We start from the raw sequence: 23,617 nt of genomic DNA, 5'->3' as shown, positions 1-23,617 counted from the left end.
GCGGCACAAGGGCACGCAGCATTTGCCATGGCGGCAAAAAAACGTAAGGTTCCCGGACAGTATAGATGACAGGGGACTGTTTTGCCGGAGCATACCGGAACATTATTGCTGCTGCTCTGCCTGATGCAGGTCAAACATATGTTCGCAGATTTCTTTCTGCAGACACCAAAGATGCTGTCGGGCCGCGGCGAATACCTGCACAGCGGTCGTGCGCAGCATGCCGGAGTTCACACGCTGGGTTCCATTCTGGTCTTCGTGCTGATGGGCGCGCCCGTCCTGTTCATCCTGATCACCTGCGTGCTGGAATGGATCGTGCATTTCAACATCGACTACTGCAAGGCGCGCTATTCCGACAGCAAGCAACTGACGCCGCAACAGGCGGCCTTCTGGCGCGCTGCCGGTACCGATCAGGCGCTGCACCAGCTGACCTATATCGCCATGGCCGCCGCCTGGCTGAAATACGCGACCTAGGGCACAACCCGCCTAAGGGACAACCGGCCTGTCCCGCTTGATCGTGCGCAGCACCACGTTGGTCTGGGCGCTGGCCACCGCAGGCAGGCGGAACAGGAACTCTTCCAGAAACCGATTATAGGCCTCCAGATCCGGCGCCAGAACCCGCAGGTGATAATCCGACTGGCCGGTGGTCGCAAAACACTCCTGCACCAGCGAATTGTTCTCAACCGCGCGGATGAACTCCTTCAGCTTTTCCGGATCATGCCGCGTCAGCTGCACATGCACCATGGCGTGAAAGCCAAGCCCCATGGCCGCCGCATTCACCACCGCGCCATAGCGTTCGATCACACCGGCCTCTTCCAGCGCGCGCACCCGCCGCCACAGGGCAGAAGGAGACATGCCTACCGTCTCGGCCAGATCCGCATTGGAAATACGCGAATCCTCCTGCAACAGGGTCAATATACGGCGGTCGCGGTCGTCCAGCTTCATTGTAACGGTTATCCAGTTCAAAATAGCGATCAACACTGGTTAATTTATCCACAAATTGCCAAAACGCCAGTAGATGCGGCAAAATTTTCCGCCCTAAATGGATTATCCTTTCGCGATCACAGACTATCCGCGCGAGGACTCCCCGATGACCAAGCTGAGCCACGACTTCCGCAGCTACCAGCTCGATGACCGTTACGAGATGACCAAGGGCCGCGTGTTCCTCACCGGCACGCAGGCGTTGGCGCGGATCATGCTGGACCAGTCCCGCCGCGATCAGAACGCCGGGATGAACACCGCCGGTTTCGTTTCGGGCTATCGCGGCTCGCCCCTTGGCGCCGTCGATCTGGAATTCTGGCGCTCACGCAAGCGGATGGAAGAGGCCAAGGTCAAATTCATGCCCGCCGTGAACGAGGATCTGGGCGCCACCGCCGTTCTGGGCGCGCAGCAGGCGGTTCTGGATCCCCATTGCGAGGTCGAGGGCGTCTTTTCCATGTGGTACGGCAAGGGGCCGGGCGTCGACCGTTCTGGCGATGCACTGAAGCATGGCAACGCCTATGGATCGTCCGAAAAGGGCGGCGTGCTGGTGGTTGCGGGCGACGACCACGGCTGCGTCAGCTCCTCGATGCCGCACCAGTCGGACGTCGCCTTCATGGCCTGGTTCATGCCGGTGCTGAACCCGGCGGATGTCTCCGAATTCCTGACATTTGGCGAATACGGCTTTGCCCTGTCGCGCTATTCCGGCACCTGGGTCGGCTTCAAGGCCGTGTCGGAAACCGTCGAAAGCGCGCGGTCCGTGGAATTGCAGCCGGACCGTGAATTTGTTCTGCCCGAGCTGCCGCCCTACCCCGGCGGGCTGCACATCCGCCGCGCCGATCTGCCCTCGCCCGAGATCGAGACCCGCATCCAGGCCAAGATCAAGGCGGTGCGCGCCTTTGCTGAGGCCAACCCGATCGACCGCCGCATCTATGACGCCGAGGATGCCAAGTTCGGTTTCGTGACCACCGGCAAGGGGCATCTCGACCTGATGGAGGCGCTGCGCCTTCTGGGTCTGGACGAGGCCGCCTGCCGCCGACTGGGCATCGACATCTACAAGGTCGGCATGGTCTGGCCGCTGGCCCGCCCCGAGGCGCTGCGCTTTGTGAACGGCAAGGAAGAGGTGCTGGTCGTCGAGGAAAAACGCGGCATCATCGAAAGCCAGTTCAAGGAATATTTCTACGACTGGCCTGGCGACAAGCCCAAGAAAATGGTCGGCAAATACGACAGCGCGGGCGAGCCGCTGATCCCATGGACCGGGGAACTCAGCCCGCTGCAATTGGCACCCATCGTGGCCGCGCGGCTTGATGCCTTCTTCCCCGAAGAGAACCTGCCCGCCAAGGCCGCCGCGCTGACCGCTGAGCCGCCCAAACTGATCAACGTGCCCGGCGCCACCCGCACGCCCTATTTCTGCTCGGGCTGCCCGCACAACACCTCGACCAAGCTGCCCGAGGGCTCCAAGGCATTCTCCGGCATCGGCTGCCATGTGATGGCCAGCTGGATGGACCGGGAAACCGCAGGCTATGCCCAGATGGGCGGTGAAGGTGTGCCCTGGGCCGTTGCCTCGCAGTTCAACGGGAACAAGCACGTGTTCCAGAACCTGGGCGAGGGCACCTGGTATCACTCGGGCAGCCTTGCCATCAGGCAGGCGGTCGCGGCGAAAACCAATATCACCTACAAGATCCTCTATAACGATGCGGTCGCCATGACAGGTGGTCAGCCGGTGGACGGGCCGGTCAGCGTTTCGGGCATCGCCCAGACCTGCCGCGCCGAAGGGGTAGAGCGGATCGCACTGGTCTCGGACGATATCGGTAAGTTCAGCCGCGCCGATTTTCCGGCAGGCACATCGTTCCACGACCGGGAAGAAATGGACGCGGTACAGCGCGAGTTGCGTGAAATCCCCGGCGTCACCGTCCTGATCTATGAACAAACCTGCGCCACCGAGAAACGCCGCCGCCGCAAGCGCGGCAAGATGGAAGACCCGAAGAAATTTGCCTTCATCAACGATCTGGTCTGCGAAGGCTGCGGTGATTGCTCGGTGGAATCCAACTGTCTCAGCGTGGAGCCGAAAGAGACGCCCTTTGGGCGCAAGCGCAAGATCAACCTCTCGTCTTGCAACAAGGACTTCTCCTGCCTCAACGGCTTTTGCCCCAGCTTTGTCACCGTTGAGGGTGGCGAGCGGCGCAAGAAGCAGCCCGCCGGTCTGGATGCAGACCAGCTGGTGGCCCGCCTGCCCGCCCCGGACCTTCCCTCCCTCGCCGAGCCGTTCGATCTGCTCGTCACCGGGGTGGGCGGCACAGGCGTTGTCACCGTCGGCGCGCTGATCACCATGGCCGCGCACCTTGAAGGCAAAGGATCCAGCGTGCTGGACTTCACCGGCTTTGCGCAGAAATTCGGCACCGTCCTCAGCTATATCCGCCTGTCGAATGCGCCTGAAACGCTGAACCAGGTGCGTATTGATCAGGCCGCCGCCGACGCGGTGATCGGATGCGACGTGGTGGTGTCCTCCGCACCCAAGGCCTCGGCCCATTATCGCGCGGGCACCAAGGTGGTGCTGAACCGCGCCGAGATGCCCACGGGCGATCTGGTGCTGCGCCGCGATGCCGACCTGATGACCGGTCTGCGCGAAAAGGAGATCGAAGCGGTGGTTGGCGCCCAGAACCTGTCGGGCTTCAACGCCAACGAGGCGGCAGAGGCGCTCTTGGGCGATGCGGTTCTGGCCAATGTGATGATGCTGGGCTTTGCCTGGCAAAAGGGGCTGGTGCCGGTCAGCGGTGCGGCCCTCAGCCAAGCAATCGAACTCAACGGCGTGGCCATCGACAAGAACCACCTCGCCTTTGCTATCGGTCGCGCCATGGCGGTGGACCCCACGCTGGTCAGCCAGTTCTACGACGAAACCCCGGAGGAAGGGGAAACGTTGCAGCAGATGATCGACCGCCGCGCCGCCTTCCTGACCGAGTATCAGGACGCTGCCTATGCAGACCGCTATCGCAACACGCTGGAGCAGCTGCGCAGTTCCCTGCCCGCAGATGCGCAGGACGATCTGGTTACACGCGCAGCAAAATCGCTGTTCAAGCTGATGGCCTATAAGGATGAATTCGAAGTCGCCCGCCTGCTGACCGCAGACAGTTTCAAGGAGCAGATCGCGTCGGAATTCGACGGCAACTATTCAGTCAAATACCATCTCGCGCCGCCTCTGCTGGCGCGCGGCAAGGACAGCCGGGGCCGCCCGAAGAAAAGCGCCTTTGGCGCCTGGCTACGCCCGGCTCTGTCGGTCATGGCCAAAGCCAAGGGCCTGCGTGGCAGCGTGTTCAATCCCTTTGGCTATCACGCCGAGGCCCGCCTGCACCGCGACCTTCTGGACTGGTACGAGGCGGCGATGACCAAGGTCGCACGTGCCTATGGCGCGGACCGGCACGACACCTGCGCCGACATCCTGGCAGCACCGATGGAGATCCGGGGCTATGGCCCGGTCCGCATGGAGGCCGCCGCCAAGGTGCGCCAAGAGGTCGACCAACAGCTCGGCCAGCTCTGAGTGCCGTCTCTCCCGATCAGGGGCGCGCCTGCCTCTGCGCAGCGCGCCTTTTTTTGCTCCAAAACTCTTGCTTATCCAGCACAGCTTTCCACTGCCCCGGATTGAAAACGCCTCTCCCATCGGGCTGCACAGTGCGACCGATTGCGGCCAGTGCCGGATTGGCAATTGTAAAAGCAGCCACAGAAATGCATAATTTTCGAACGATGGGTGACTTCGTTCCGATAAGGACGCAACGCGCCTTGGGAAACCGGCCAAGCAGTGCCGGGACACGCACACCAGACGGTTCGGAAAGGGCCTGCCTGTATGCCAACTGAAATGAACATCCTTCTGGTCGAAGACAGCGACCTGGATGCGATGATCCTGGAACGTACTCTGAAACGGCTTGATCTTCCGGCAACCGTCGTGCGGGCGCGTGACGGCGTCGAAGCACTGGATATCCTGGCGGGCACAGCCCCAGGGATATCAATCCAAAGCCCGTTCCTTATCCTGCTGGATATCAATATGCCGCGCATGAACGGCCATGATTTTCTGAGCGCCCTGCGCGCCAACCCGGACACGGCAGATCAGATCGTCTTCATGTTCACCACATCAGACAATCACGCGGACATTGCCGAGGCTTATAAGCACAATGTCAGCGGATATTTCATCAAGCCCCAAGGTGCGGCCGAGCTGAAGACGCTGCTGACCTCTCTTTTCCGGTTTTGGGAGATTTGTCAGCCGCCTGTGCCCAGCCCCGCCTAGGCGATGGTCGCCAGACCCGGTCGGCTCAGACGTCCCAGTATCTTTCCGTGTAGACGGCGAATTCTTCCAGCTCCTCCGGCAGGGGTTCTTTGCCTGTGAAGACCCGCAGGTAATGGGGCGTCATCTGCAACCGTTCCTTATGGCTCTCGTTCGGCTCCGCCATGTCATAGCCAAGCTGCATGTAGTAAAGAACCTTGGCCCGGGTCTTTGCCTCCAGCTCCGGATAGCCATAGCGGGAGAACATGTCGCTAAGCGCTTTCACCCGCCGTGCATCGGAACGGTCCAGCAGGCTGCGCACCTTGCCCGAGCGCCGCGCCCAGTCCCGCACCGCGAAATCGAGCGCGGTATTGAACAGATCCGGGTTGGCAATGCAGTGAAAGACGTTCAGCACCGCACCCGTGATCGCGGCGGCAGGGGCTTCGGTCTGGGCAACCATCGCGGCGGTGTTGGTCTGCTCCCACGTCTGCAACAGCGCATCCAGCAGATCCTGCCGCGATTTGAAATACCAGTAGAAGGAGGAGCGCGACACGCCCATGCGCTCGGCCAGAGCCAGCACCTTGACCTGCTCAACCCCGTGGCTGATCAGCACATCCATCGCCACATTCAGCCAGTCGGCCCGGGTAACCTTGACGTTGCCGGTCAGGGGTTCGGCGGTGGGATCATCCCGGTGCAGGATCGGTTTGGGGGGCATGGACAGAACACCTCGTGACGTGCGCCAATCAGGGCACCAGACATCCTGCGGCGCCCACCGCGCCTTGTCCACCGCATTTGACGGTGTTGCGACATTTGTCTCAGTTTAAGGCCAGGGCACCTGGACTCTCGAAATCGTGTCAGTCCATCGCGCGGGCCCGCACCGCCCGCGAACGAACGGTCATTGAGCACCCGCATTATGTATGCGAGCCTTCACGCTGAGACGGTTTCGAAGGTGACATGAAATGAGCAATGCCTGCACAGTGCGATGCTGCGAGAACATCCGCGGTCATGCCATCTGCCACCGCAAGGGAAACGAGACTACCCGCCCGATTGCCTTGGAGAAAAACCAATGAGCGTGACAGTCCGAGCGTTCAGGGCAGAAGATGCAGAGGCGTTCCGTACTCTTCACCGGGCCTGCCTCGCGTATTACCAGATTGCCCCTGCCACCCATGATCAAGAAGAGCGGGTGCTTGCACTGCTCCGCGCCGAAAGGCACATGGCGTGCCATCTGGCCTTTGATGGCACCCAGCCCGTCGGGTTCGCCACATGGGGACTAAGCTTCCCGGCCGGCCCGGGCATATCATTGGTCATGAAAGAGCTGTTTGTTTCTCCGACCGTACGACAAAAGGGTGTTGGAAAAGCATTGTTATCCGCCCTCATCGATGTGGCACGTCGCGAGGGCTGCACCCGTTTTGACTGGGCCACAGACGGCACCAACGGTGGCGCACAACGATTTTATGAGGCGCTTGCAGCACCGAAAATGACCAAGCAGAGTTATCGCGTAGCCGAAACGGAATTTGACGCCTTTCAAGCCCGAATTGAGCCCAAGTAGCGCCTGATTAAATCCTGATATTGGCTCCGAACTCGGGCTGTCAGGACGTGCCATCGCTGCGCGAGACCTCCTCCTCTGCCCTCCCGGCCTACAACTGCGAACTTGGACGCTCCCGAATGGCCTCTTGCCAGGCCAGCGTGGCCGTGTTGGCTTCGGGCACGCGCATCTTGATCACGCGAGCAAAATCAACAAAGACGAAGGCCGAGATATCCGCCAGCGTGAAATGATCAGTGGCAAGGAAGGGGCTGTCCTGCAGGCGCTCTTCCAAGAGATCAAAGAACCGTGCAGTCCGCGCCTGTCCACGTTCGGCCAGCTCAGGGATCTGGGCATAGTGATCAGGGCCCGGAATGGCGCGGTTTTCAAACGCCGGGTGGGTGTTGCGCAGCGCCTCGGCCACGGGGGCGCCGCCCTGCTGTTCCACGATGGCATTCCACATCAGCACCAGCCCTTTTTCATCGGCGGTGCGTCCCATCAACGGCGGTTCCGGATGCGCCGCCTCCAGATAGGCGGCAATGCCAAGGTTTTCGGTCAGGACAGTGCCCGTATCGGTGACCAGAACCGGGATCGTCGCGCGTGGGTTCACCGCCAGAAAGGCCGCGTCCAGCTGCTCACCCTTGGCGATGGAAATGTCATGGGTTTCAGGGCTCAGCCCCTTTTCCGCAAGAAACATCCGCGCCCGACGCGGGTTCGGCGCGGTGGAGCAATCGTAGAAAATCATGGCAGCCTCCCTCTGTTACCGCCAGCCTAGGGGCAGGGCAGCACGTGAGGCCAGCATGACGGAGCGTCGCGCGGATCAGGCGTCGCGGCGGTAGATGAAGCAGCGCCCCTCGACCGCGTCCGGCGGCAGGGGCATTTCGCGCAAGCTGTCAAAATACATCCGGTCCGAGGACACCATCATGCCGCCCACCGCCAGCAGCGGTTCGATGAGCGGCGACACCAGCCGGGCAAAGGCATCGTTCTTGGCGCGGTTGTGACCGCCCAGATCCGCGTGGATCAGACTGGCGGTCGCACCGAACCGTTCCACAGCTGCCGGTAGCGTTTCACGCACATCGCCAAGGATCGTCAGTTCCTCGGGCGGGGTGCTGTCAGGATGCGAGGCAACAGCGCGTTCGAAGACATAGATATCCCGGCCGGTGATATTGTGCTTCATGTGGTGGTAGGTGCGCCCGTTCCCAAGCCCCAGTTCGAAGACCGGGCCGCTCATATCGGCGGTTTCGGCAATGGCGAAATCCAGACAGGCGCGCTGTGACACCATGCGATCGATAAAAAGGTCCAGACGGGTGATCATGTTACGGTCTCCTTGCACGCCATGGCCGCGCGGCGGCCAATCCCGTGCAGATGTGTCAGACTTTTGCGCAAATGTGTAGCGAATAGCGAAACCGGCCTGAGCGCCTTCACAATTGCGTAAAGACCCTGTCGGCGCGTCATATTTCCCGCACCTGGCGCTGCTATCTGCGAATGGGGTTTGACTAGTGCCCGCAGCCCGCGCGATGGTGGTGGAAAAAACAGGGAAACGGGAAGATCATGAAGAGACATCACCGGACCTCAGACGGGTTGAACTGAATGGCGCCGCTGTTGTCAGTCGAGGGCCTCAGCATCGGCTTTGGCCGGGATGAAGCTGTCGTGCGCGATGTCAGTTTTGACGTTGCCCCCGGCGGCACCCTGGCGCTGGTCGGGGAAAGCGGGTCCGGCAAGACGATCACCTGCCGCGCCCTGCTGCGCATTCTGCCGCGCGCGGCGCAGATCCGCTCGGGCCGCGTGATCCTGAATGGCGGTGATGCGCCGCTGGATCTGTGCTCGATTGGTGAGCGGCGCATGCGGGATGTGCGCGGCAACCGTGTCGCGATGATCTTTCAGGAGCCGATGCGCTCCCTGTCGCCGCTGCACCGGATCGGCAACCAGGTCTCCGAAGTGTTGTGGCTGCACGAAGGAAAGAGCGAAGCCGCTGCCCGCAAGGAGGTTCTGGAGTGTTTCGAACGGGTCGGTTTTCCCGAGCCGCAACGCACCTATGACTCTTATCCCTTTGAATTGTCCGGGGGCATGCGCCAGCGCGCGATGATCGCCATGGCGATGGTGGCCAAACCCGATCTTCTGATCGCGGATGAGCCGACCACGGCGCTGGATGTGACAACGCAGGCACAGGTTCTGGGCCTGATGAAGGAATTGCAGCGCGATACCGGCATGGCGATGATCCTCGTGACCCACGATCTGGGCGTCGTTGCCAATATGGCCGAGGACGTGGTGGTCATGCACAAGGGCCGGGTGATGGAGGCAGGCCCTGCCGGGCCGATCCTATCGGATCCGGCCCATGCCTATACCCGGGCGCTGATCAATGCCGCGCCCAAGATCCCCGCCGCCGCGCAGGCCGTGCCGCCAGAACCCAAGGAAGATCTGATCCTTGAGCTGAAAGCAGTCTCCAAGACCTATACCCTGCGCGCCGGAAAAGGCTGGGCGGCCCCCACCTTTATCCACGCCTGTCGCGGGGTTGATCTGAAACTGCCACGCGGCAAGACGCTGGCCATCGTCGGCGAAAGCGGCTCTGGCAAGACCACCGCCGCCCGCATCGCATTGGGGGCCGAACCGCCCGATCCCGGCGGCGAGGTTCTGTTCCGCCCCGATCCGGATGGAGAGACCGTCAAGGTTCACCAGATGGACCGCGCCGCCCGCACCGCCTTTCAGCGCGAGGCGCAGATGGTGTTTCAGGATCCCTATTCCTCGCTCAGCCCGCGCATGCGCATTTCGGACACCATGACCGAACCGCTGGAAATCCACGGCATCGGCACCCCCGCCGACCGCCGCGACAAGGCCGCGATGATGCTGAAGACCGTCGGCCTTGGCCCCGAGATGCTGCAACGCTATCCGCATGCCTTTTCCGGCGGCCAGCGCCAGCGCCTGTCGATTGCCCGCGCGATGATGCTGGATCCATCGCTGATCGTCTGTGACGAGCCGACCTCGGCGCTGGATGTGTCGGTGCAGGAACAGATCCTGCGGCTGTTGGAAAACATTCAGGAACAGCAGGGGCTGTCCTATCTTTTTATCAGCCACGACCTGGCGGTGGTGGCGCGGATCGCCGATGAGGTCGCCGTGATGCGGCGCGGTCTGGTCGTCGAGCAGGCGCCGCCGCAGACGCTGTTCCACAACCCCCAGCATCCCTACACCAAGGCGCTGATCGCAGCGCAGCCGGAACCCGACATCGACCGCCCGATCAATCTGGATCTGGTGTCGCAAGGCGCCGGCGCGCCGGACAGCTGGCCCGAACATTTCAGATTCACAGGAGCCGAGGCCCCGCCTCTGGTCATCCTGGAACCCGGACATAAGGTACGTTGCCATGTTTAACGCCCCGAAAACCGCGACAAAACGAAATGCCCTGAAACCCATACTTGCCATCGCGGTGGCCGCACTGCTGACACCGCTTGCCGCGCTGGCAGGCACGCTGCCCACCCCGCAGGAAAGCGCCTTCTGGGAACAGGAGGTCGCCTCTGGCAACCTGCCCCAGGCGGCAGAACGCCTGCCGGATGCGCCGCTCGTGGTCAATCTGGAGGCCAAGGGCCGCGCCTTTGGCGTGCAGGGCGGTGCGCTCAACACCATGGTGACCCGGTCGAAAGACATCCGCCAGATGGTGGTCTATGGCTACGCGCGGCTGGTCGGTTATGATGCCGATTACAAACTACAATCGGATATCCTGCTGGGCTATGAGGAAGAGGACAACAAGCGCTTTACCCTGCACCTGCGCCCCGGGCATCGCTGGTCGGATGGATCCCCCTTCACCTCGGCCGATTTCGAATACTGGTGGAAGGACATCGCCAACAACCCGCTGCTCAGCCCCGCCGGGCCGCCGGAATTCATGCGCGCCGAGGGCGAATTGCCAGAGGTTACATTCCCGGATGAAACCACAGTCGTCTTTGAATGGCAGAACCCGAACCCGAGCTTCCTGCACCATCTGGCGCAGGCGCGCCCGCCCTTCATCTACCGGCCCTCGGCCTATCTGAAGCAGTTCCACGCCGATTTCGCCGACCCGGCCAAACTGGCCGAGGAAGTGGATTACGCCCGCGTCAAAAGCTGGGCGGCGCTGCACAACAAATACGACAACATGTACAAGTTCGACAATCACGAGCTGCCCACCCTGCAGCCGTGGATGAACGCGACGGCGGGCAAGAAGATCCGCCACTTGTTCGTGCGCAACCCCTATTACCACCGGATCGACGCCAAGGGCGTACAGCTGCCCTATATCGACACGGTGGAAATGGAGATCGTCTCGGGCGGGCTGGTGGCTGCCAAAGCCAACGCCGGAGAGGCAGACCTTCAGGCCCGTGGTCTGGGTTTTCGTGACATTCCGATTCTGCGCAAGGGCGAAGCCGACGGCGGCAACTACCGGACCTTCCTCTGGGGCACCGGCACTGCCTCGCAGATCGCGATCTATCCGAACCTCAACGTGAATGATCCGGTCTGGCGCGCGCTGCTGCGTGACGTACGGGTGCGCCGCGCCCTGTCGGTCGCCATCAACCGCGCCGCCATCAACAAATCGCTCTACTTCAAACTGGCCAAACCCGGCGCCATGACCGTGCTGGAAAAAAGCCCGTTCTTCGATCCCGCCCTGCGCGAGGCCTGGGCCCAGTTCGATCCCGATCTGGCAAATCAGCTGCTGGATGAGGTCGGGCTGACCGAAAAGGATGGCTATGGCATCCGCCAACTGCCCGACGGCCGCCCGATGGAGCTGATCGTGGAAACCGCCGGTGAGCGGCAGGAGGTCGAAAACGCCCTGCAGATCATCACCGACGACTGGCGCGATGTTGGGGTGAAGCTGGTGATGCGCCCGCTGGATCGCGACATTCTGCGCAACCGGGTGTTCTCCGGCACCACCGCCGCCTCGGTCTGGTATGGTTGGGACAACGGGCTGCCGCAGCCCTATACCTCGCCCGCCTATCTGGCGCCGACCGATCAGGTCTTCCTGGCCTGGCCGAAATGGGGGCAGTACTACCAGACCGGCGGAGAGGTCGGCGAAGCCCCCGATATGGAACCCGCCCAGCGCCTGATGGAGCTGGCGCATGACTGGGAAATCGCCACCACCGAAGAGGAGCGGATCGCGGCCTGGAAAGAAATGCTGAAAATCCATTCCGAGCAGGTCTACGGCATTGGCCTTGTGGCCGAGGCGCCGCAGCCCGTGGTGGTGTCAAACCGCCTGCGCAACGTGCCAGAACGCGGCATCTGGGCCTGGGACCCCGGCGCTCATTTTGGAGTCCACCGCATGGATGAGTTCTTCTTCGAGGACGGTAAGGGCTGATGGGAATCCTGCGCTACGCCATATACCGCTTCGGCACCATGCTGCTGACGCTTTGGGTGGTGTCGGTGCTGATCTTCGTGATCATCAACCTGCCACCCGGCGACTACCTGTCCAACCAGATCGCCGAGCTGCGCGCCAGCGGTCAGACCGCAGGCGTGGCCAAGGCAGAGTTCCTGCGCACGGAATACGCGCTCGACAAGCCCATGTGGCAGCAGTATTTCATCTGGGCTGGCTTCATGCCCGGCCCGCACGGCTTCTCAGGCCTCATTCAGGGCAATTTCGGCTGGTCCTTCGAATTCGACCGCCCGGTGGCCGAAATCGTCGGTGACAGCCTGTGGCTGACGGTTCTCGTCAATCTCGCAGCGGTTCTTTTTGTTTATATGGTGGCCCTGCCGCTGGGAGTTCTGGCGGCGGCGCGCTCGCGCACCTGGGTGGATTACACTTCGGCCTTTGTCGGTTACCTCGGTCTGGCGACGCCGAACTTCCTCCTGGCGCTGATCCTGTTCTACTACGGCCATCGCTGGTTCGACCTGCCCATCGGCGGGCTGATGGACCCCATCTACGAGGGTGAGCCGATGAGCTGGGACAAGGTGAAATCGATCCTCATCCACCTGATCGTTCCAACCTTCGTCATCGGCACCTCGGGCGCTTCGGCGATGATGCAGCGGTTGCGCGCCAATATGCTGGACGAGTTGGGCAAACCCTATGTGGAAACCGCGATTGCCAAGGGCATGTCGCCTTCGCGGATGCTGGCGAAGTACCCGCTGCGGGTGGCCTTCAATCCCTTTGTCGCTGACATCGGCAACCTGCTGCCCTCGATGGTGTCGGGATCGGTTCTGGTCTCGGTGGTGCTGGGACTGCAAACCATCGGGCCGGATCTGCTGCAAGCGCTGAAATCGCAAGACATGTTCCTGTCGGCCTTCATCCTGATGTTCGTCGCCCTTCTGACCCTGATCGGCACGATGATTTCGGACGTGCTGCTGGTCCTTCTGGATCCGCGCATCCGCTATGAGGGGCGTGACGCATGAGCAAGCTGCCTGACGGTCGCTATGTCGACGATGCCCCCTATGACGCCGAACAGTCCCTGCGCGAGCTGGAGCGCAAGGATCTGGATGCCCCGAACTGGGTGCTGATCTGGCGCAAGTTCAAGACGCACCGGTTGGGCCTGATCTCCGGCGCCTTCCTGCTGTTCTGCTATCTGATGCTGCCCTTTGTCGGCTTTGTCGCGCCCTATGGCCCGAACGAACGTCACAGCGAGCATCTCTATGCACCGCCGCAGGAGATCAATCTCTTCCACGAGGGCGAGTTCCTCGGCCCCTTCATCTACCCGATGACCTCTGAGGCCAATCTGGAAACCTTCCAGTGGGAGTTCAAACCGGATCTGGACAACCCGCTGCGGCTGAAATTCTTCTGCGAAGGCAGCTCCTACGATATCGCCGGGCTGATCCCGGCCGACACCCATCTGGTCTGCGCGCCCGGCGCCGATGTGCCGCTGTTCCTTTGGGGCTCGGACCGGCTGGGCCGCGATGTCTTCAGCCGCATCCTTTATGGCGCGCAGCTGTCGCTGACCGTCGGTCTGATCGGGATCACAGTCTCCTTCGTTCTAGGCATCTTTTTCGGCTCTATTGCGGGCTATTTCGGTGGCCGGATCGACTGGGTGATCAACCGGGTGATCGAGATCCTGCGCAGCCTGCCGGAGCTGCCTCTGTGGCTTGCGCTCTCAGCAGCCGTGCCCTCGAACTGGTCTCCGGTGGCGGTCTTCTTCATCATCTCGGTGATCCTTGGCATATTGGACTGGCCCGGCCTTGCGCGCTCGGTGCGGGCCAAGTTCCTGTCTTTGCGCGAAGAGGAATACGTGCGCGCCGCCGAAATGATGGGCGCCACATCGGGCCGGGTGATCCGCAAGCATCTCCTGCCGAATTTCATGAGCCACCTCATCGCCTCGGCAACCCTGTCGATCCCGGCGATGATCCTGGGCGAAACCGCGCTTTCCTTTCTGGGCCTGGGTCTGCGCGCGCCTGCGGTCAGTTGGGGCGTGATGCTGAACGATGCGCAGAACCTCGCCAATATCGAGATCTACTGGTGGACCGCCATTCCCATGCTGCCCATCGTGGTGGTAGTGCTGGCCTTCAACTTCCTTGGTGACGGCTTGCGCGACAGTCTGGACCCCTATCAACAATGACCCTGCTTGCCGCCCTTCCCGATCCCGCAAGCTATGCCATCACCGGCAGCGGGCACAGGCCCAGTGCCTTTGCGGTGACCGGGCTAGCCACTGCCTCTGTTGCTGCCGTCGGCGTGGAACTGGCCCGCTACATGAAGGTGGCAGGTCTTGCGCCCCGCGCGCCCGAAGTCACCGTGGATCAGCGTTTGGCGGCGCTGTGGTTCGGCTATAGTTTTCGCCCCGCAGGCTGGGAGATGCCATCGCTTTGGGATCCGATTGCGGGGGACTATCCCTGCGCCGATGGCTGGATCCGCCTGCACACCAACCTGCCCCATCACCGCGCCGCCGCGCTTCAGGTGCTCGGCTGCGAAGGCACGCCCGAGGCGGTGCGCACGGCCGTCAGCAAATGGGACGGCGACCTGCTGGAGCGCGAGATCGTCGCTGCTGGAGGCGTGTCGGCCACCATGCGCAGCCGCGAGCTGTGGCTGTCGCACCCGCAGGGACAGGCAGTCGGCTCGGAACCGTTGGTACAATGGACCGCCCCACGCGACGTCTCTCCGCGTGCGCGTCCTGAAGCAAGCGAGGCACGGCCGCTGGCCGGACTGAAGGTGCTGGATCTGACCCGGGTCCTGGCCGGGCCGATTGCCACCCGGACGCTGGCCGGATTTGGCGCCGAGGTGCTGCGGATCGACCCGCCCGGCTGGGATGAGCCGGGGGTGATACCGGATATTTCGCTGGGCAAGCGCATGGCCATGCTCGATCTGCGCAAGGACCCGGACCGGCGCCGTTTCGAGACGCTGTTGGCCAAAGCCGATGTGCTGGTGCACGGCTACCGCCCCGGCGCCCTTGCAGGTCTTGGTTACGATCAGGCAACCCGCGACCGGATCGCCCCAAACCGGATTGAGGCAACGCTCAACGCCTATGGCTGGACCGGCCCCTGGGTGCGCCGCCGCGGCTTTGACAGTCTTGTGCAGATGAGCGCGGGCATCGCCGATGCAGGCCGGATCTGGGCAGGCGCAGAGAAACCGACCCCGCTGCCGGTGCAAGCACTGGATCACGCCACCGGCTATCTTCTGGCTGCGGCGGTGATTTCCGCCCTCAGCCGGGCCACCGAGACCGGTAAGACCCCGCAGGCACGGCTGTCCCTGGCCCGCACCGCCGAGCTGCTTGCCAGCCTGCGCCCATCGCAGGGTGGCCCCTCCATCACCCAGGCAGAGGCGCAGGATTATGCGCCTTCCCGCGAACATTCCGGATGGGGACCGGGTCTGCGCCTGAAACCGCCGCTTGCGCTGGGAGAGACCGGCATGCGTTGGGACCTACCCGCAGACAAATGCGGCTCTTCCGAGCCCGTCTGGACCAGCTGACCCTTAGCCATCAGGCATCTCCCTCAAGAACGGCAGACCGCCCGCGCCGTGCCCCTTGCACGGTGCCCGGCCCAACCCCAGGCGGAGCGCAGAGGCGCTCAGGCGCGGGGGCGGGAGCGCCCTGTTCTCACGCACCGCGAATTTCAGAATTTATGCAGCACAGACCTATCGGTCGTCGCCGCCCCTGCCCTCATCGGCGTCCAGAAGATCGGCATCAATCGCCGCCTGCACGGCCCCCGCCGCCGCCTCCTTTTGCTGCGGGGTCAGGTTCTCGTTCTGATCCTCCGCAAGGCGCACCGTGACCTCGCGATGAGCGAACTTGATGCCTTCACGTGCGAACAGCTGGCGGATTTCCTCGTAGACCTTCTTGCGCACCAGCCACTGATCGCCCGGTTTGGTCATGAATTTCACCCGGATGATCATCGCCGAATCCTGCATCTCGATGACGCCCTGGGATTTCAGCGGCTGGATGAAATTGTCGCCAATGACCGGATCGTCCAACAGCTCCTGCCCCAGTTTCTTGATCAGCTTGCGGACCTTTTCCACATCGGTGTCATAGGTCACCCGCAAGGGTAGCTTCATCATCACCCAGTCGCGGGAATAGTTGGTCAGCACCCGGATTTCGCCAAAGGGAATGGTGTGCAGCGCGCCCAGATGGTGGCGCAACTGGAAAGACCGGACCGAGATCTTCTCGACCGTGCCCTTCACGTCGCCGATGTCAATATACTCACCCTTGCGAAAGGCATCATCGACCAGAAAGAAGGCGCCGGAAAAGATATCCCGCACCAGCGTCTGTGAGCCAAAGCCCACCGCCAGACCGACAACGCCTGCACCAGCGAACAGCGGACTGACGTTGATCCCCAGTTGCATCAGCAGGATCAGAGCAATCGACACCACGACCACCGCCAGAATGGCGCCCCGGAACAGCGGCAGCAGCGTGGCAAGCCGACTGGCGCCGCCTGCGCCGCCTTCATCGCCCAGCTCGCTCTCGGGCATATCGCCGACTTCCTCGTCGATCTTGCTGTCGATCCAGATCCGCGAGACGCTGTAGATGATATAGCCGAGGAACAGGATCACCACGATGTCAAAGATCCGGTCGATGGCCGAATTGTCAGTCCAGTCGATGTCCGGGTTCCACACATAGATCAGCGCCAGCGCCCCGCCGACGAAGGCCAGAACCCCGGCAACCCTGCGCGCCAGATCCTCATAGGTGGCAATCGGGTGGCGCTTTCGCATCGAAGCGGCGGCCGCCTCATCTGCCTCTACAGTCTCCCCGTCAGGGCCATCGGCATCTTGCGCATCGCTGTCCTCTGGCTGAACCATTTGCGCGGGAAGACGCCGCCTGTCGGCATAGACTTCGATCCCGTAGTTGATGATCCCATAGACCACCAGGATCGAGGTCAGCACCATATAGGTTCCCGCCATAAGCGGGATCGACATCTCCCGCTCCAGCACCAGATCAAAGGCCAGCTGAAGCCAGCCAAAGACGATATAGGCCACGACCGCAGGCGCCCAGGCCACCGACAGCAGCCGCACCAGCCAGGAGCATTCCTCAGCATCGCGACCCGCGCGGATGGCGCGGCTGATGGCTCCGGCGTTAAAGGCGACAAGCGCCAGATTGCCGACAATCCCCAAAAGCGCCAACCCGCCATAGACGATGGCATAGACGTTGTAAGTCAGCCCGAAATCCCCGACCCAGGCGGCAAAGACGAGGGTCGAAATATCATAGGTCGCCAGCACCGAAGCCCAGATATAAAGCCGTTTGGCATCCCGGTCGGAAAATGCCGGTATCCGGTATTGGCTAAGGTAGGGCGACAGCACCATGCGCCACAGGTCCGATATGGTCCGGGACAGGAAAAAGGCGGTATAGATCGCCAGCACCGTCAGCCGCACCGACGAATTGCCTGAGGAACCCAGCACAAGATAGGATCCCAGCAGAGCGATCCCCATCGAAAAGATCGTTCCTCCGACGCCCAGCAGGAAGCGAAAGAACAAAAACGGCATTTTCTCGCGATAGCCTTCGGGCTTTTCCTTGGTGCGGGCCACCACGTGGTGCAGCGCAAATCTCTTGCCGTAGAGCTCAACGGTGACCCAGCGCCCCAGAAACAGGAACAGGAGGCTCCAGAACAGGATTTCCGCATAGGTGGCGATCCGGCCATCGGGGCTGGTCTGGCGCAGGATGTATTTCATCTCAAAGATGGAATAGGGCAGCGCCTCCAAACGACTGCGCAATTCGGCCCGGAAGATATCCATCTCCGACTGGGCTTTCATCAGCATCGATGCACCTTCCATCTTGGCATCGTGTTCGCTGATGGCCTGTTCCGCCGCCCCGTCCTGCGCGCGGGCGCCGCCGCTGTCGACGATGATCACGTCAACGCCGCTTTCGGCAGCCAGCTCGATGGCCCGGGCGATCGGATCCTCGCCGTTGTCAGCCGCCGTCTGCGCATGTCCTGTGCCCGCAGTCCCGATGACCAGCGCACACAGAAGAAACAGGGCAAATAACCCCGGGAGAAGCCGCCGGACGGGAATGAAGTTCATGGTCTGAAATCCTCAGGACAGTTCAAACCAGACTAGCCAGCGCCCCCAGTCGGCGCAATTGCCCTACTGCAACAACAGCGGAACGATTTTGGCACATCGCGGTGACGCGCGGGGCTTTAGCTGTCATTTGTTGCGCAATCGGGACTGCAAAGGCCGATCGCCCTTGATTTCGGCGCCTGCCTATTGCACCACCCTGATAATACACCTGTTCAGGCGACCCTATGAAAGATCAGACAAGCTCCACCGCCGACAGGGAAAACGGCGCCCGCAGCCCCCGGGTCATGCTCTACAGTCATGACACCTTCGGGCTGGGCCACCTGCGCAGATCGCGGGCGCTTGCCGGGGCGATTACCGCCGCCGACCCTTCTGCGTCGGCGCTGATCCTGACCGGTTCACCGGTTGCCGGGCGGTTTGCCTTTCCCAGCCGGGTCGATCACATGCGCCTGCCCGGGGTGATCAAACGCTCCGACGGCAGCTATGCTTCGCGCACCATGGGGATGAGCATCGAGGAAACCACCGAGATGCGCGCCGGGCTGATCCGCTCCATGGCGCAGCAATACGATCCCGACGTGCTGATCGTCGACAAGGAGCCAACCGGCTTCCGCGGCGAGCTGATGCCCGCGCTGGAATGCCTGCGCAGCCGCGGCCATTGCAAGCTGGTGCTGGGCCTGCGCGATGTTCTGGACGAACCCGAGGTGCTGGCCGCCGAATGGGAACGCAAGAACGCGGTTCCGGTGACCGAACAGTTTTACGACGAAATCTGGGTCTATGGCCTCAGCTCGGTCTATGACCCCACGCAGGGGCTGGATCTATCTCCCGAAACCCGTTCCCGCATGCACTGGACCGGCTATCTGCGCCGCGATCTGGGCCAGATCGGTGAACCGCCCGAACAGCCCTATATCCTGATCACCCCCGGCGGTGGTGGCGACGGGGCGATGATGGTGGATCTGGTGCTTTCGGCCTATGAACGGGACCCAAACCTCAGCCCGCGTGCCGTGCTGGTCTATGGCCCCTTCCTGTCCGGAGAAACCCGCGAAGCGTTTGAGGCCCGCGTTGCCGCGCTGGATGGCCGCGTCACCAGCGTTGGTTTCGAAAGCCGGATCGAAACGCTGTTTGCAGGCGCCTGCGGCGTGGTTTGCATGGGCGGCTACAACACCTTCTGCGAGGTCCTGTCCTTTGACAAACCTGCGGTGATCGTGCCCCGTACTACGCCGCGTCTGGAACAGTGGATCCGCGCCAGCCGCGCCGAGGAACTGGGCCTTGTTTCCATGCTGGACGAAGACCGCGATGGCTGGACCCCCGAGGCGATGATCCGCGCGATAGACGCGCTGAAGGATCAAAAATCCCCCTCTGCCGCTTTTGGCGAAGGGTTCCTCGACGGGCTCGATTATGTCACCCACCGGGTGAGCGCCCTGCTGCAGGACGCGCCGCGAAAGGCAACCGAATGACCACAAACCGGCCACCGCTTGCGGTGCTGGTCAAGGGCTGGCCGCGCCTGTCCGAGACCTTTATCGCGCAGGAACTTGTCGCGCTGGAGGCCGCGGGCCACAGTTTCGAAATCTGGTCCCTGCGCCATCCCACTGATGTCAAACGCCACCCGCTGCACGACCGCTTGCAGGCGCAGGTGAACTACCTTCCCGAATACCTCTATCAGGAGCCGGAGCGCGTCTGGCGCGCCCGCGAGACGGCGCAAAAGCTGCCGGGCTACGCCGAGGCCCGGCGGATCTGGCGCGCCGACCTGCGCCGCGACCCCAGCCGCAACCGCATCCGCCGCTTTGGCCAGGCGTGCGTGCTGGCCGCCGAAATGCCGGACGCGGTTCTGGGGCTTTATGCCCATTTCCTGCACACACCGTCCTCGGTGGCGCGCTATGCGGCGATCATGCGTGGCCTGCCGTGGAGCTTTTCCGCCCATGCCAAGGACATCTGGACCTCGCCCGACTGGGAGATCCGTGAAAAACTGTCCAGCGCCGATCACGGCGCTGCCTTCGGCGCCACCTGCACTGCCTTTGGCGCCCAGCACCTGCGCGATATGTCGGACGATCCGGCGCGCATCGATCTGATCTATCACGGCCTCGACCTCAGCCGCTTTCCCGCCCCGCCCGAGCGCATCTGGCGCAAGGCCAGCGATCCGCTGCATCTGATGTCCGTGGGCCGCCTGGTCGAGAAAAAGGGATTTGACCGGCTCATCGATGCACTGGCGCTGCTGCCCAAGGATCTGGACTGGCACTGGACCCATATCGGCGGTGGCGGCCTTGGCGATCTGTTGCAGGGCATGGCCGAGGACGCGGGCGTTGCTGATCGCATCACCTGGCGCGGTGCCTGCGACCAGCCCGAGGTGATCGAGGCGATGCGCCAGAGCGATATCTTCGTCCTGCCCAGCCGCGTTGCTGCAGATGGTGACCGCGACGGGCTGCCGAACGTGCTGATGGAAGCCGCCTCGCAGCGGCTGCCGATCCTGTCGACGCCCGTCTCTGCCATCCCCGAATTCATCGACAGCGGCACCCATGGTCTGCTCAGCGATGATGCGCCCGCAGCGCTGGCAGGCGCCATCTGCAAGATGGCCGAGGATCCAGAGAAGACCGCCGCCATGGCCGAAGCCGCGCTCCAGCGCCTGCGCCGTGACTTTGGCATGGATCCGGGCATTGCCCGCCTTTCCGAACGGCTCAACGCCATGCTGAATGGCGCATGACCAGCGGCAACGGCAAACACATCGCCTTTTATGCGCCGATGAAATCGCCGCGCAGCCCGGTGCCCTCGGGCGACCGGGAAGTGGCCCGCAACCTGATGGATGTGATTGCCGCAGGCGGCGCCCGCGTCGATCTGGTCAGCGAGCTGCGCATCTATGACAAGACAGGCGATGCGCAGCGGCAGAACGACCTGCAAGAGACCGCCCGGCAAGAGGTTCGTCGCCTGCTGGACGAGATGCCGCCCGTGGATCTCTGGGTAACCTACCACAACTACTACAAGGCACCGGACCTGATCGGGCCTGCCGTGGCCCACGCCCGTTCCATTCCCTATGTGCAGATCGAAAGCACCCGCGCCACCAGCCGCCTGACGGGCCCCTGGGCCGGGTTTGCCAAGGCCGCCCATGACGCTGCCGATGCGGCCGATACCATCTTCTATTTCACTGCCAACGACCTGATCACGCTGGAGCGCGAGCGCTTTGGCAGCCAGGCGCTGGTGCATCTGCCGCCCTTCCTGCCGCAACGCGAACTGCCGGAGCCATCGACGCTGGACGGTCCCATGCTCAGCGTCGGCATGATGCGCGCGGGGGACAAGCTGTCGTCGTATCGTATCATTGCGGAAACGCTCAGCCATCTTGAGGGCGACTGGCAGCTTGAGATCGCAGGCGATGGCCCCGCCCGGGCCGAGGTCGAGGCGATGATGGCCCCCTTTGGCGATCGCGTGCAGTTTCTGGGACAGCTGGATCGCGACGGCCTGACGGCCGCCTATGGTCGCGCCAGCCTGTTCTTCTGGCCTGGCGTCAACGAGGCTTTCGGCATGGCCTATCTTGAGGCACAGGCCCACGGCCTGCCCGTGGTGGCGCAGGATCGTCCCGGCATGCGCGACGTGCTCACCCCTGCCGCATACTCGGCACCGGAAGAGGGGCCAGAGGCGCTGGCAGAGCAGATCAACGCCCTGCTGACCGATTCCGATCTGCGCGCCCGCCGCAGCGCCGAGGCGCGCCAGATGGTTGCCACAACCCACCTTGCCCCCGCCGCAAGCGCCCGTTTCTGGGCCGCCGTGGCACCGCTGATGGAGGCCCGCCCATGATCCGTCTTGCCCTTTTGCGCCATGGTCATACCGACTGGAACCGCGCGGGCCGCATTCAGGGCCGCAGCGATATTGCGCTGGATGATACCGCCCGCAGCGAGCTGGCCGCGCAGGCGCTGCCCGCGCCCTGGGATGCGGCGGATCTGTGGTCCAGCCCGCTGCTGCGCGCCGCCGAAACCGCGAAACTGGTGGCCGGGCGCGATCCCCAAACGGCGCCCGAGCTGATTGAAATGGACTGGGGCGACTGGGAAGGTCTGCGCGGGATCGACCTCAAGGCCGACCCGAAAAGCGGCTTTCGCGATATCGAGCACTGGGGCTGGGACTATCACCCCCCCGGCGGCGAGACCCCGGCCGAGGTCTGGGAACGTATCGCGCCCTGGCTGCAACGCCTCACCCGGGACACGGTCGCGGTCTGCCATATCGGGATCATGCGGATGATCCTGGCGCGCGCTTATGGCTGGGACTTCGACGGTCCGGCGCCCTTCCGGATCAAACGCAACCGCCTCTTCGTGGTGGAGATCGACGGCGACGCCCTGCGCCCGCAGCCGGATCCCATCCGCCTGATCCCGAAAGAGCCGCAATGAGGGTCCTGATCGCAGTCACCCATCTACTGGGCACCGGCCATCTGTCACGGGCGCTGACGCTGGGCCGGGCCTTTGCGGCGGCAGGCCATCAGGTCCGCGTGGCCTCGGGTGGATTTCCGGCACCGCAGCTGAGCCTTGCGGGGCTGGATCTGGTGCAACTGCCTCCGCTGCGCTCGGACGGGGTGGATTTCACCCGGCTTCTGACAGCCGAGGGCACCGTGGCGGATGACGCCTATCACAACGCCCGGCAACAGGCCTTGAGCGACGCCCTGCGCGAGATGCAGCCCGATGTGCTGATCACCGAGCTTTACCCCTTTGGCCGTCGCAGCCTGAAGGGAGAGTTTCTGTCACTGCTGAAGGCCGCCCACGCCCTGCCGCACCGGCCCGTAGTGCTGGCCTCGATCCGCGATATCCTGGCGCCGCCCTCCAAGCCCAAAAAGGCGGTAGAGGCAGACGCGGTGATCGCGGAGTTCTACGATGCAGTGCTGGTGCATTCCGACCCCGCCGCCACCCGGCTGGATGTCAGCTGGCCGGTCTCGGAGATGCTGGCGGGCAAGCTGCGCTATACCGGTTACGTGGCGCCTCCAGCCGCCCTGCCGCACCCCGAACAGGCAGGCGCGGGTGAGGTGCTGGTCAGCGCCGGCGGCGGCAGTGTTGGCGATGCCTTATATGACACCGCGCTGGAGGCCGCGCAGCAGTCGCCCGATATCACGTGGCGGCTTTTGGTCGGCGGCAGCGACGCAGCAGAACGGATCGCGCGGTTCACTGCCAAAACCTCCCCCGCCCTGATCGAAGCAGCCCGCCCCGATTTCCGTCAAATGCTGTGCCACGCCGCCGCCTCGGTCAGCATGTGCGGCTACAACACCGCGCTGGACCTGCTGCAGGCGGGTACCCCCGCCGTTCTTGTGCCCTTTGATGCGGGCAAGGAAGTGGAACAATCCCTGCGTGCCGAGAGCCTGGCGCCGCTAAGCGGTATCGCGGTGCTGAAGACCGCCGATCTGACGCCAAGCGCGCTGGTACAGGCGGTGAAAGGCGTGATGGCCGAGGCGCCGCGCGCCACCGACCGCTTCCGGTTTGACGGCGCCGCCAGAACGGTAGAGATTGCTGCCGAACTGGCAGGAGACCGTCGATGACCCCGG

At 63.2% G+C, this 23,617-nt stretch carries 19 protein-coding genes; 14 read left to right on the top strand and 5 right to left on the bottom strand.

Annotated elements, in window-relative coordinates; genetic code table 11:
- Positions 1-123 precede the first annotated feature (123 nt).
- Positions 124-471, top strand: coding sequence for a DUF3307 domain-containing protein (locus SM764_RS05920; RefSeq protein ID WP_274829523.1), 348 nt, complete (start codon positions 124-126; stop codon positions 469-471).
- Positions 472-483: 12 nt separating this feature from the next.
- Here SM764_RS05920 and SM764_RS05915 read toward each other — a convergent pair whose 3' ends face one another.
- A complete protein-coding gene (locus SM764_RS05915; protein WP_274829522.1) occupies positions 484-942 on the bottom strand; it encodes an Lrp/AsnC family transcriptional regulator in 459 nt (152 codons plus the stop codon).
- A 145-nt stretch (positions 943-1,087) separates the two neighbouring features.
- Between SM764_RS05915 and SM764_RS05910 the strand changes: the two genes are divergently transcribed.
- Positions 1,088-4,510, top strand: a complete 3,423-nt coding sequence (locus SM764_RS05910; protein ID WP_369001272.1) for an indolepyruvate ferredoxin oxidoreductase family protein — start codon at positions 1,088-1,090, stop codon at positions 4,508-4,510.
- A 303-nt stretch (positions 4,511-4,813) separates the two neighbouring features.
- Complete coding sequence (locus SM764_RS05905) at positions 4,814-5,251, top strand: response regulator (RefSeq protein ID WP_274831559.1); 438 nt, start codon at positions 4,814-4,816, stop codon at positions 5,249-5,251.
- Between the two features lie 25 nt (positions 5,252-5,276).
- Here SM764_RS05905 and SM764_RS05900 read toward each other — a convergent pair whose 3' ends face one another.
- Positions 5,277-5,942, bottom strand: a complete 666-nt coding sequence (locus SM764_RS05900; RefSeq protein WP_065272299.1) for a TetR/AcrR family transcriptional regulator — start codon at positions 5,940-5,942, stop codon at positions 5,277-5,279.
- A 351-nt stretch (positions 5,943-6,293) separates the two neighbouring features.
- Between SM764_RS05900 and SM764_RS05895 the strand changes: the two genes are divergently transcribed.
- On the top strand, positions 6,294-6,776 hold the full coding sequence (locus SM764_RS05895) for a GNAT family N-acetyltransferase (protein WP_369001271.1): 483 nt from the start codon (positions 6,294-6,296) through the stop codon (positions 6,774-6,776).
- 88 nt (positions 6,777-6,864) lie between these two features.
- On the opposite strand, the gene SM764_RS05890 is transcribed toward SM764_RS05895, so the two are convergent.
- Both SM764_RS05890 and SM764_RS05885 read right to left on the bottom strand, forming a co-directional pair.
- A complete protein-coding gene (locus tag SM764_RS05890; RefSeq protein ID WP_369001270.1) occupies positions 6,865-7,494 on the bottom strand; it encodes a glutathione S-transferase family protein in 630 nt (209 codons plus the stop codon).
- A 75-nt stretch (positions 7,495-7,569) separates the two neighbouring features.
- The gene (locus SM764_RS05885) at positions 7,570-8,064 is read right to left on the bottom strand and encodes a class I SAM-dependent methyltransferase (RefSeq protein WP_369001269.1); all 495 of its coding nucleotides are present in this window, start codon (positions 8,062-8,064) and stop codon (positions 7,570-7,572) included.
- Positions 8,065-8,339: 275 nt separating this feature from the next.
- Between SM764_RS05885 and SM764_RS05880 the strand changes: the two genes are divergently transcribed.
- Genes SM764_RS05880 through SM764_RS05860 form a run of 5 tightly spaced genes read left to right on the top strand, consistent with a single transcriptional unit; the run spans position 8,340 to position 15,582 of the window.
- Positions 8,340-10,112, top strand: coding sequence for an ABC transporter ATP-binding protein (locus SM764_RS05880; RefSeq protein ID WP_368947786.1), 1,773 nt, complete (start codon positions 8,340-8,342; stop codon positions 10,110-10,112).
- Positions 10,105-12,057, top strand: a complete 1,953-nt coding sequence (locus tag SM764_RS05875) for an ABC transporter substrate-binding protein (protein WP_368947787.1) — start codon at positions 10,105-10,107, stop codon at positions 12,055-12,057. Before SM764_RS05880 ends, SM764_RS05875 begins: the two co-directional genes overlap by 8 nt.
- Positions 12,057-13,085: an ABC transporter permease gene (locus SM764_RS05870; protein WP_368947788.1), complete on the top strand. Its 1,029-nt coding sequence runs from the start codon at positions 12,057-12,059 to the stop codon at positions 13,083-13,085. The genes SM764_RS05875 and SM764_RS05870 overlap by 1 nt, the downstream gene beginning before the upstream one ends.
- Entirely contained in the window at positions 13,082-14,239 is a 1,158-nt protein-coding gene (locus tag SM764_RS05865; RefSeq protein ID WP_065272293.1) for an ABC transporter permease, read from the top strand. Before SM764_RS05870 ends, SM764_RS05865 begins: the two co-directional genes overlap by 4 nt.
- On the top strand, positions 14,236-15,582 hold the full coding sequence (locus SM764_RS05860; RefSeq protein ID WP_369001268.1) for a CoA transferase: 1,347 nt from the start codon (positions 14,236-14,238) through the stop codon (positions 15,580-15,582). The genes SM764_RS05865 and SM764_RS05860 overlap by 4 nt, the downstream gene beginning before the upstream one ends.
- Positions 15,583-15,747: 165 nt before the next feature.
- On the opposite strand, the gene SM764_RS05855 is transcribed toward SM764_RS05860, so the two are convergent.
- Positions 15,748-18,120 carry a mechanosensitive ion channel family protein gene (locus SM764_RS05855; protein ID WP_369001267.1) on the bottom strand — a complete coding sequence of 791 codons (2,373 nt, stop codon included), beginning with the start codon at positions 18,118-18,120 and terminating at the stop codon, positions 15,748-15,750.
- A gap of 221 nt (positions 18,121-18,341) precedes the next feature.
- Here SM764_RS05855 and SM764_RS05850 point away from each other — a divergent pair, with 221 nt between their 5' ends.
- The 5 genes from SM764_RS05850 to SM764_RS05830 are packed head-to-tail and all read left to right on the top strand — an operon-like array spanning position 18,342 to position 23,611.
- Positions 18,342-19,568, top strand: a complete 1,227-nt coding sequence (locus SM764_RS05850; protein WP_368947791.1) for a glycosyltransferase family protein — start codon at positions 18,342-18,344, stop codon at positions 19,566-19,568.
- The gene (locus SM764_RS05845) at positions 19,565-20,809 is read left to right on the top strand and encodes a glycosyltransferase family 4 protein (protein WP_369001266.1); all 1,245 of its coding nucleotides are present in this window, start codon (positions 19,565-19,567) and stop codon (positions 20,807-20,809) included. Before SM764_RS05850 ends, SM764_RS05845 begins: the two co-directional genes overlap by 4 nt.
- Entirely contained in the window at positions 20,806-21,894 is a 1,089-nt protein-coding gene (locus SM764_RS05840; protein WP_369001265.1) for a glycosyltransferase family 4 protein, read from the top strand. The genes SM764_RS05845 and SM764_RS05840 overlap by 4 nt, the downstream gene beginning before the upstream one ends.
- Positions 21,891-22,478, top strand: coding sequence for a histidine phosphatase family protein (locus SM764_RS05835; protein ID WP_369001264.1), 588 nt, complete (start codon positions 21,891-21,893; stop codon positions 22,476-22,478). The genes SM764_RS05840 and SM764_RS05835 overlap by 4 nt, the downstream gene beginning before the upstream one ends.
- Complete coding sequence (locus SM764_RS05830; protein WP_369001263.1) at positions 22,475-23,611, top strand: glycosyltransferase family protein; 1,137 nt, start codon at positions 22,475-22,477, stop codon at positions 23,609-23,611. The genes SM764_RS05835 and SM764_RS05830 overlap by 4 nt, the downstream gene beginning before the upstream one ends.
- The last annotated feature ends 6 nt before the right edge of the window (positions 23,612-23,617 follow it).

The sequence above is a fragment of the Pseudophaeobacter sp. 1A16562 genome (assembly GCF_041008785.1).
GTDB classification, from domain to species: domain Bacteria; phylum Pseudomonadota; class Alphaproteobacteria; order Rhodobacterales; family Rhodobacteraceae; genus Phycobacter; species Phycobacter gallaeciensis_A.
Note: the sequence above shows the minus strand (reverse complement) of the source record. Positions and strands in the feature narration are given on the sequence as shown.

Coding starts and splice junctions, on each gene's coding strand:
- SM764_RS05840 (WP_369001265.1), top strand. CDS start 20,806: ATGACCAGCGGCAACGGCAAACACATCGCCTTTTATGCGCCGATGAAA.
- SM764_RS05885 (WP_369001269.1), bottom strand. CDS start 8,064: ATGATCACCCGTCTGGACCTTTTTATCGATCGCATGGTGTCACAGCGC.
- SM764_RS05905 (WP_274831559.1), top strand. CDS start 4,814: ATGCCAACTGAAATGAACATCCTTCTGGTCGAAGACAGCGACCTGGAT.
- SM764_RS05890 (WP_369001270.1), bottom strand. CDS start 7,494: ATGATTTTCTACGATTGCTCCACCGCGCCGAACCCGCGTCGGGCGCGG.
- SM764_RS05855 (WP_369001267.1), bottom strand. CDS start 18,120: ATGAACTTCATTCCCGTCCGGCGGCTTCTCCCGGGGTTATTTGCCCTG.
- SM764_RS05910 (WP_369001272.1), top strand. CDS start 1,088: ATGACCAAGCTGAGCCACGACTTCCGCAGCTACCAGCTCGATGACCGT.
- SM764_RS05870 (WP_368947788.1), top strand. CDS start 12,057: ATGGGAATCCTGCGCTACGCCATATACCGCTTCGGCACCATGCTGCTG.
- SM764_RS05915 (WP_274829522.1), bottom strand. CDS start 942: ATGAAGCTGGACGACCGCGACCGCCGTATATTGACCCTGTTGCAGGAG.
- SM764_RS05845 (WP_369001266.1), top strand. CDS start 19,565: ATGACCACAAACCGGCCACCGCTTGCGGTGCTGGTCAAGGGCTGGCCG.
- SM764_RS05900 (WP_065272299.1), bottom strand. CDS start 5,942: ATGCCCCCCAAACCGATCCTGCACCGGGATGATCCCACCGCCGAACCC.
- SM764_RS05835 (WP_369001264.1), top strand. CDS start 21,891: ATGATCCGTCTTGCCCTTTTGCGCCATGGTCATACCGACTGGAACCGC.
- SM764_RS05920 (WP_274829523.1), top strand. CDS start 124: ATGCAGGTCAAACATATGTTCGCAGATTTCTTTCTGCAGACACCAAAG.
- SM764_RS05850 (WP_368947791.1), top strand. CDS start 18,342: ATGAAAGATCAGACAAGCTCCACCGCCGACAGGGAAAACGGCGCCCGC.
- SM764_RS05860 (WP_369001268.1), top strand. CDS start 14,236: ATGACCCTGCTTGCCGCCCTTCCCGATCCCGCAAGCTATGCCATCACC.
- SM764_RS05880 (WP_368947786.1), top strand. CDS start 8,340: ATGGCGCCGCTGTTGTCAGTCGAGGGCCTCAGCATCGGCTTTGGCCGG.
- SM764_RS05875 (WP_368947787.1), top strand. CDS start 10,105: ATGTTTAACGCCCCGAAAACCGCGACAAAACGAAATGCCCTGAAACCC.
- SM764_RS05865 (WP_065272293.1), top strand. CDS start 13,082: ATGAGCAAGCTGCCTGACGGTCGCTATGTCGACGATGCCCCCTATGAC.
- SM764_RS05895 (WP_369001271.1), top strand. CDS start 6,294: ATGAGCGTGACAGTCCGAGCGTTCAGGGCAGAAGATGCAGAGGCGTTC.
- SM764_RS05830 (WP_369001263.1), top strand. CDS start 22,475: ATGAGGGTCCTGATCGCAGTCACCCATCTACTGGGCACCGGCCATCTG.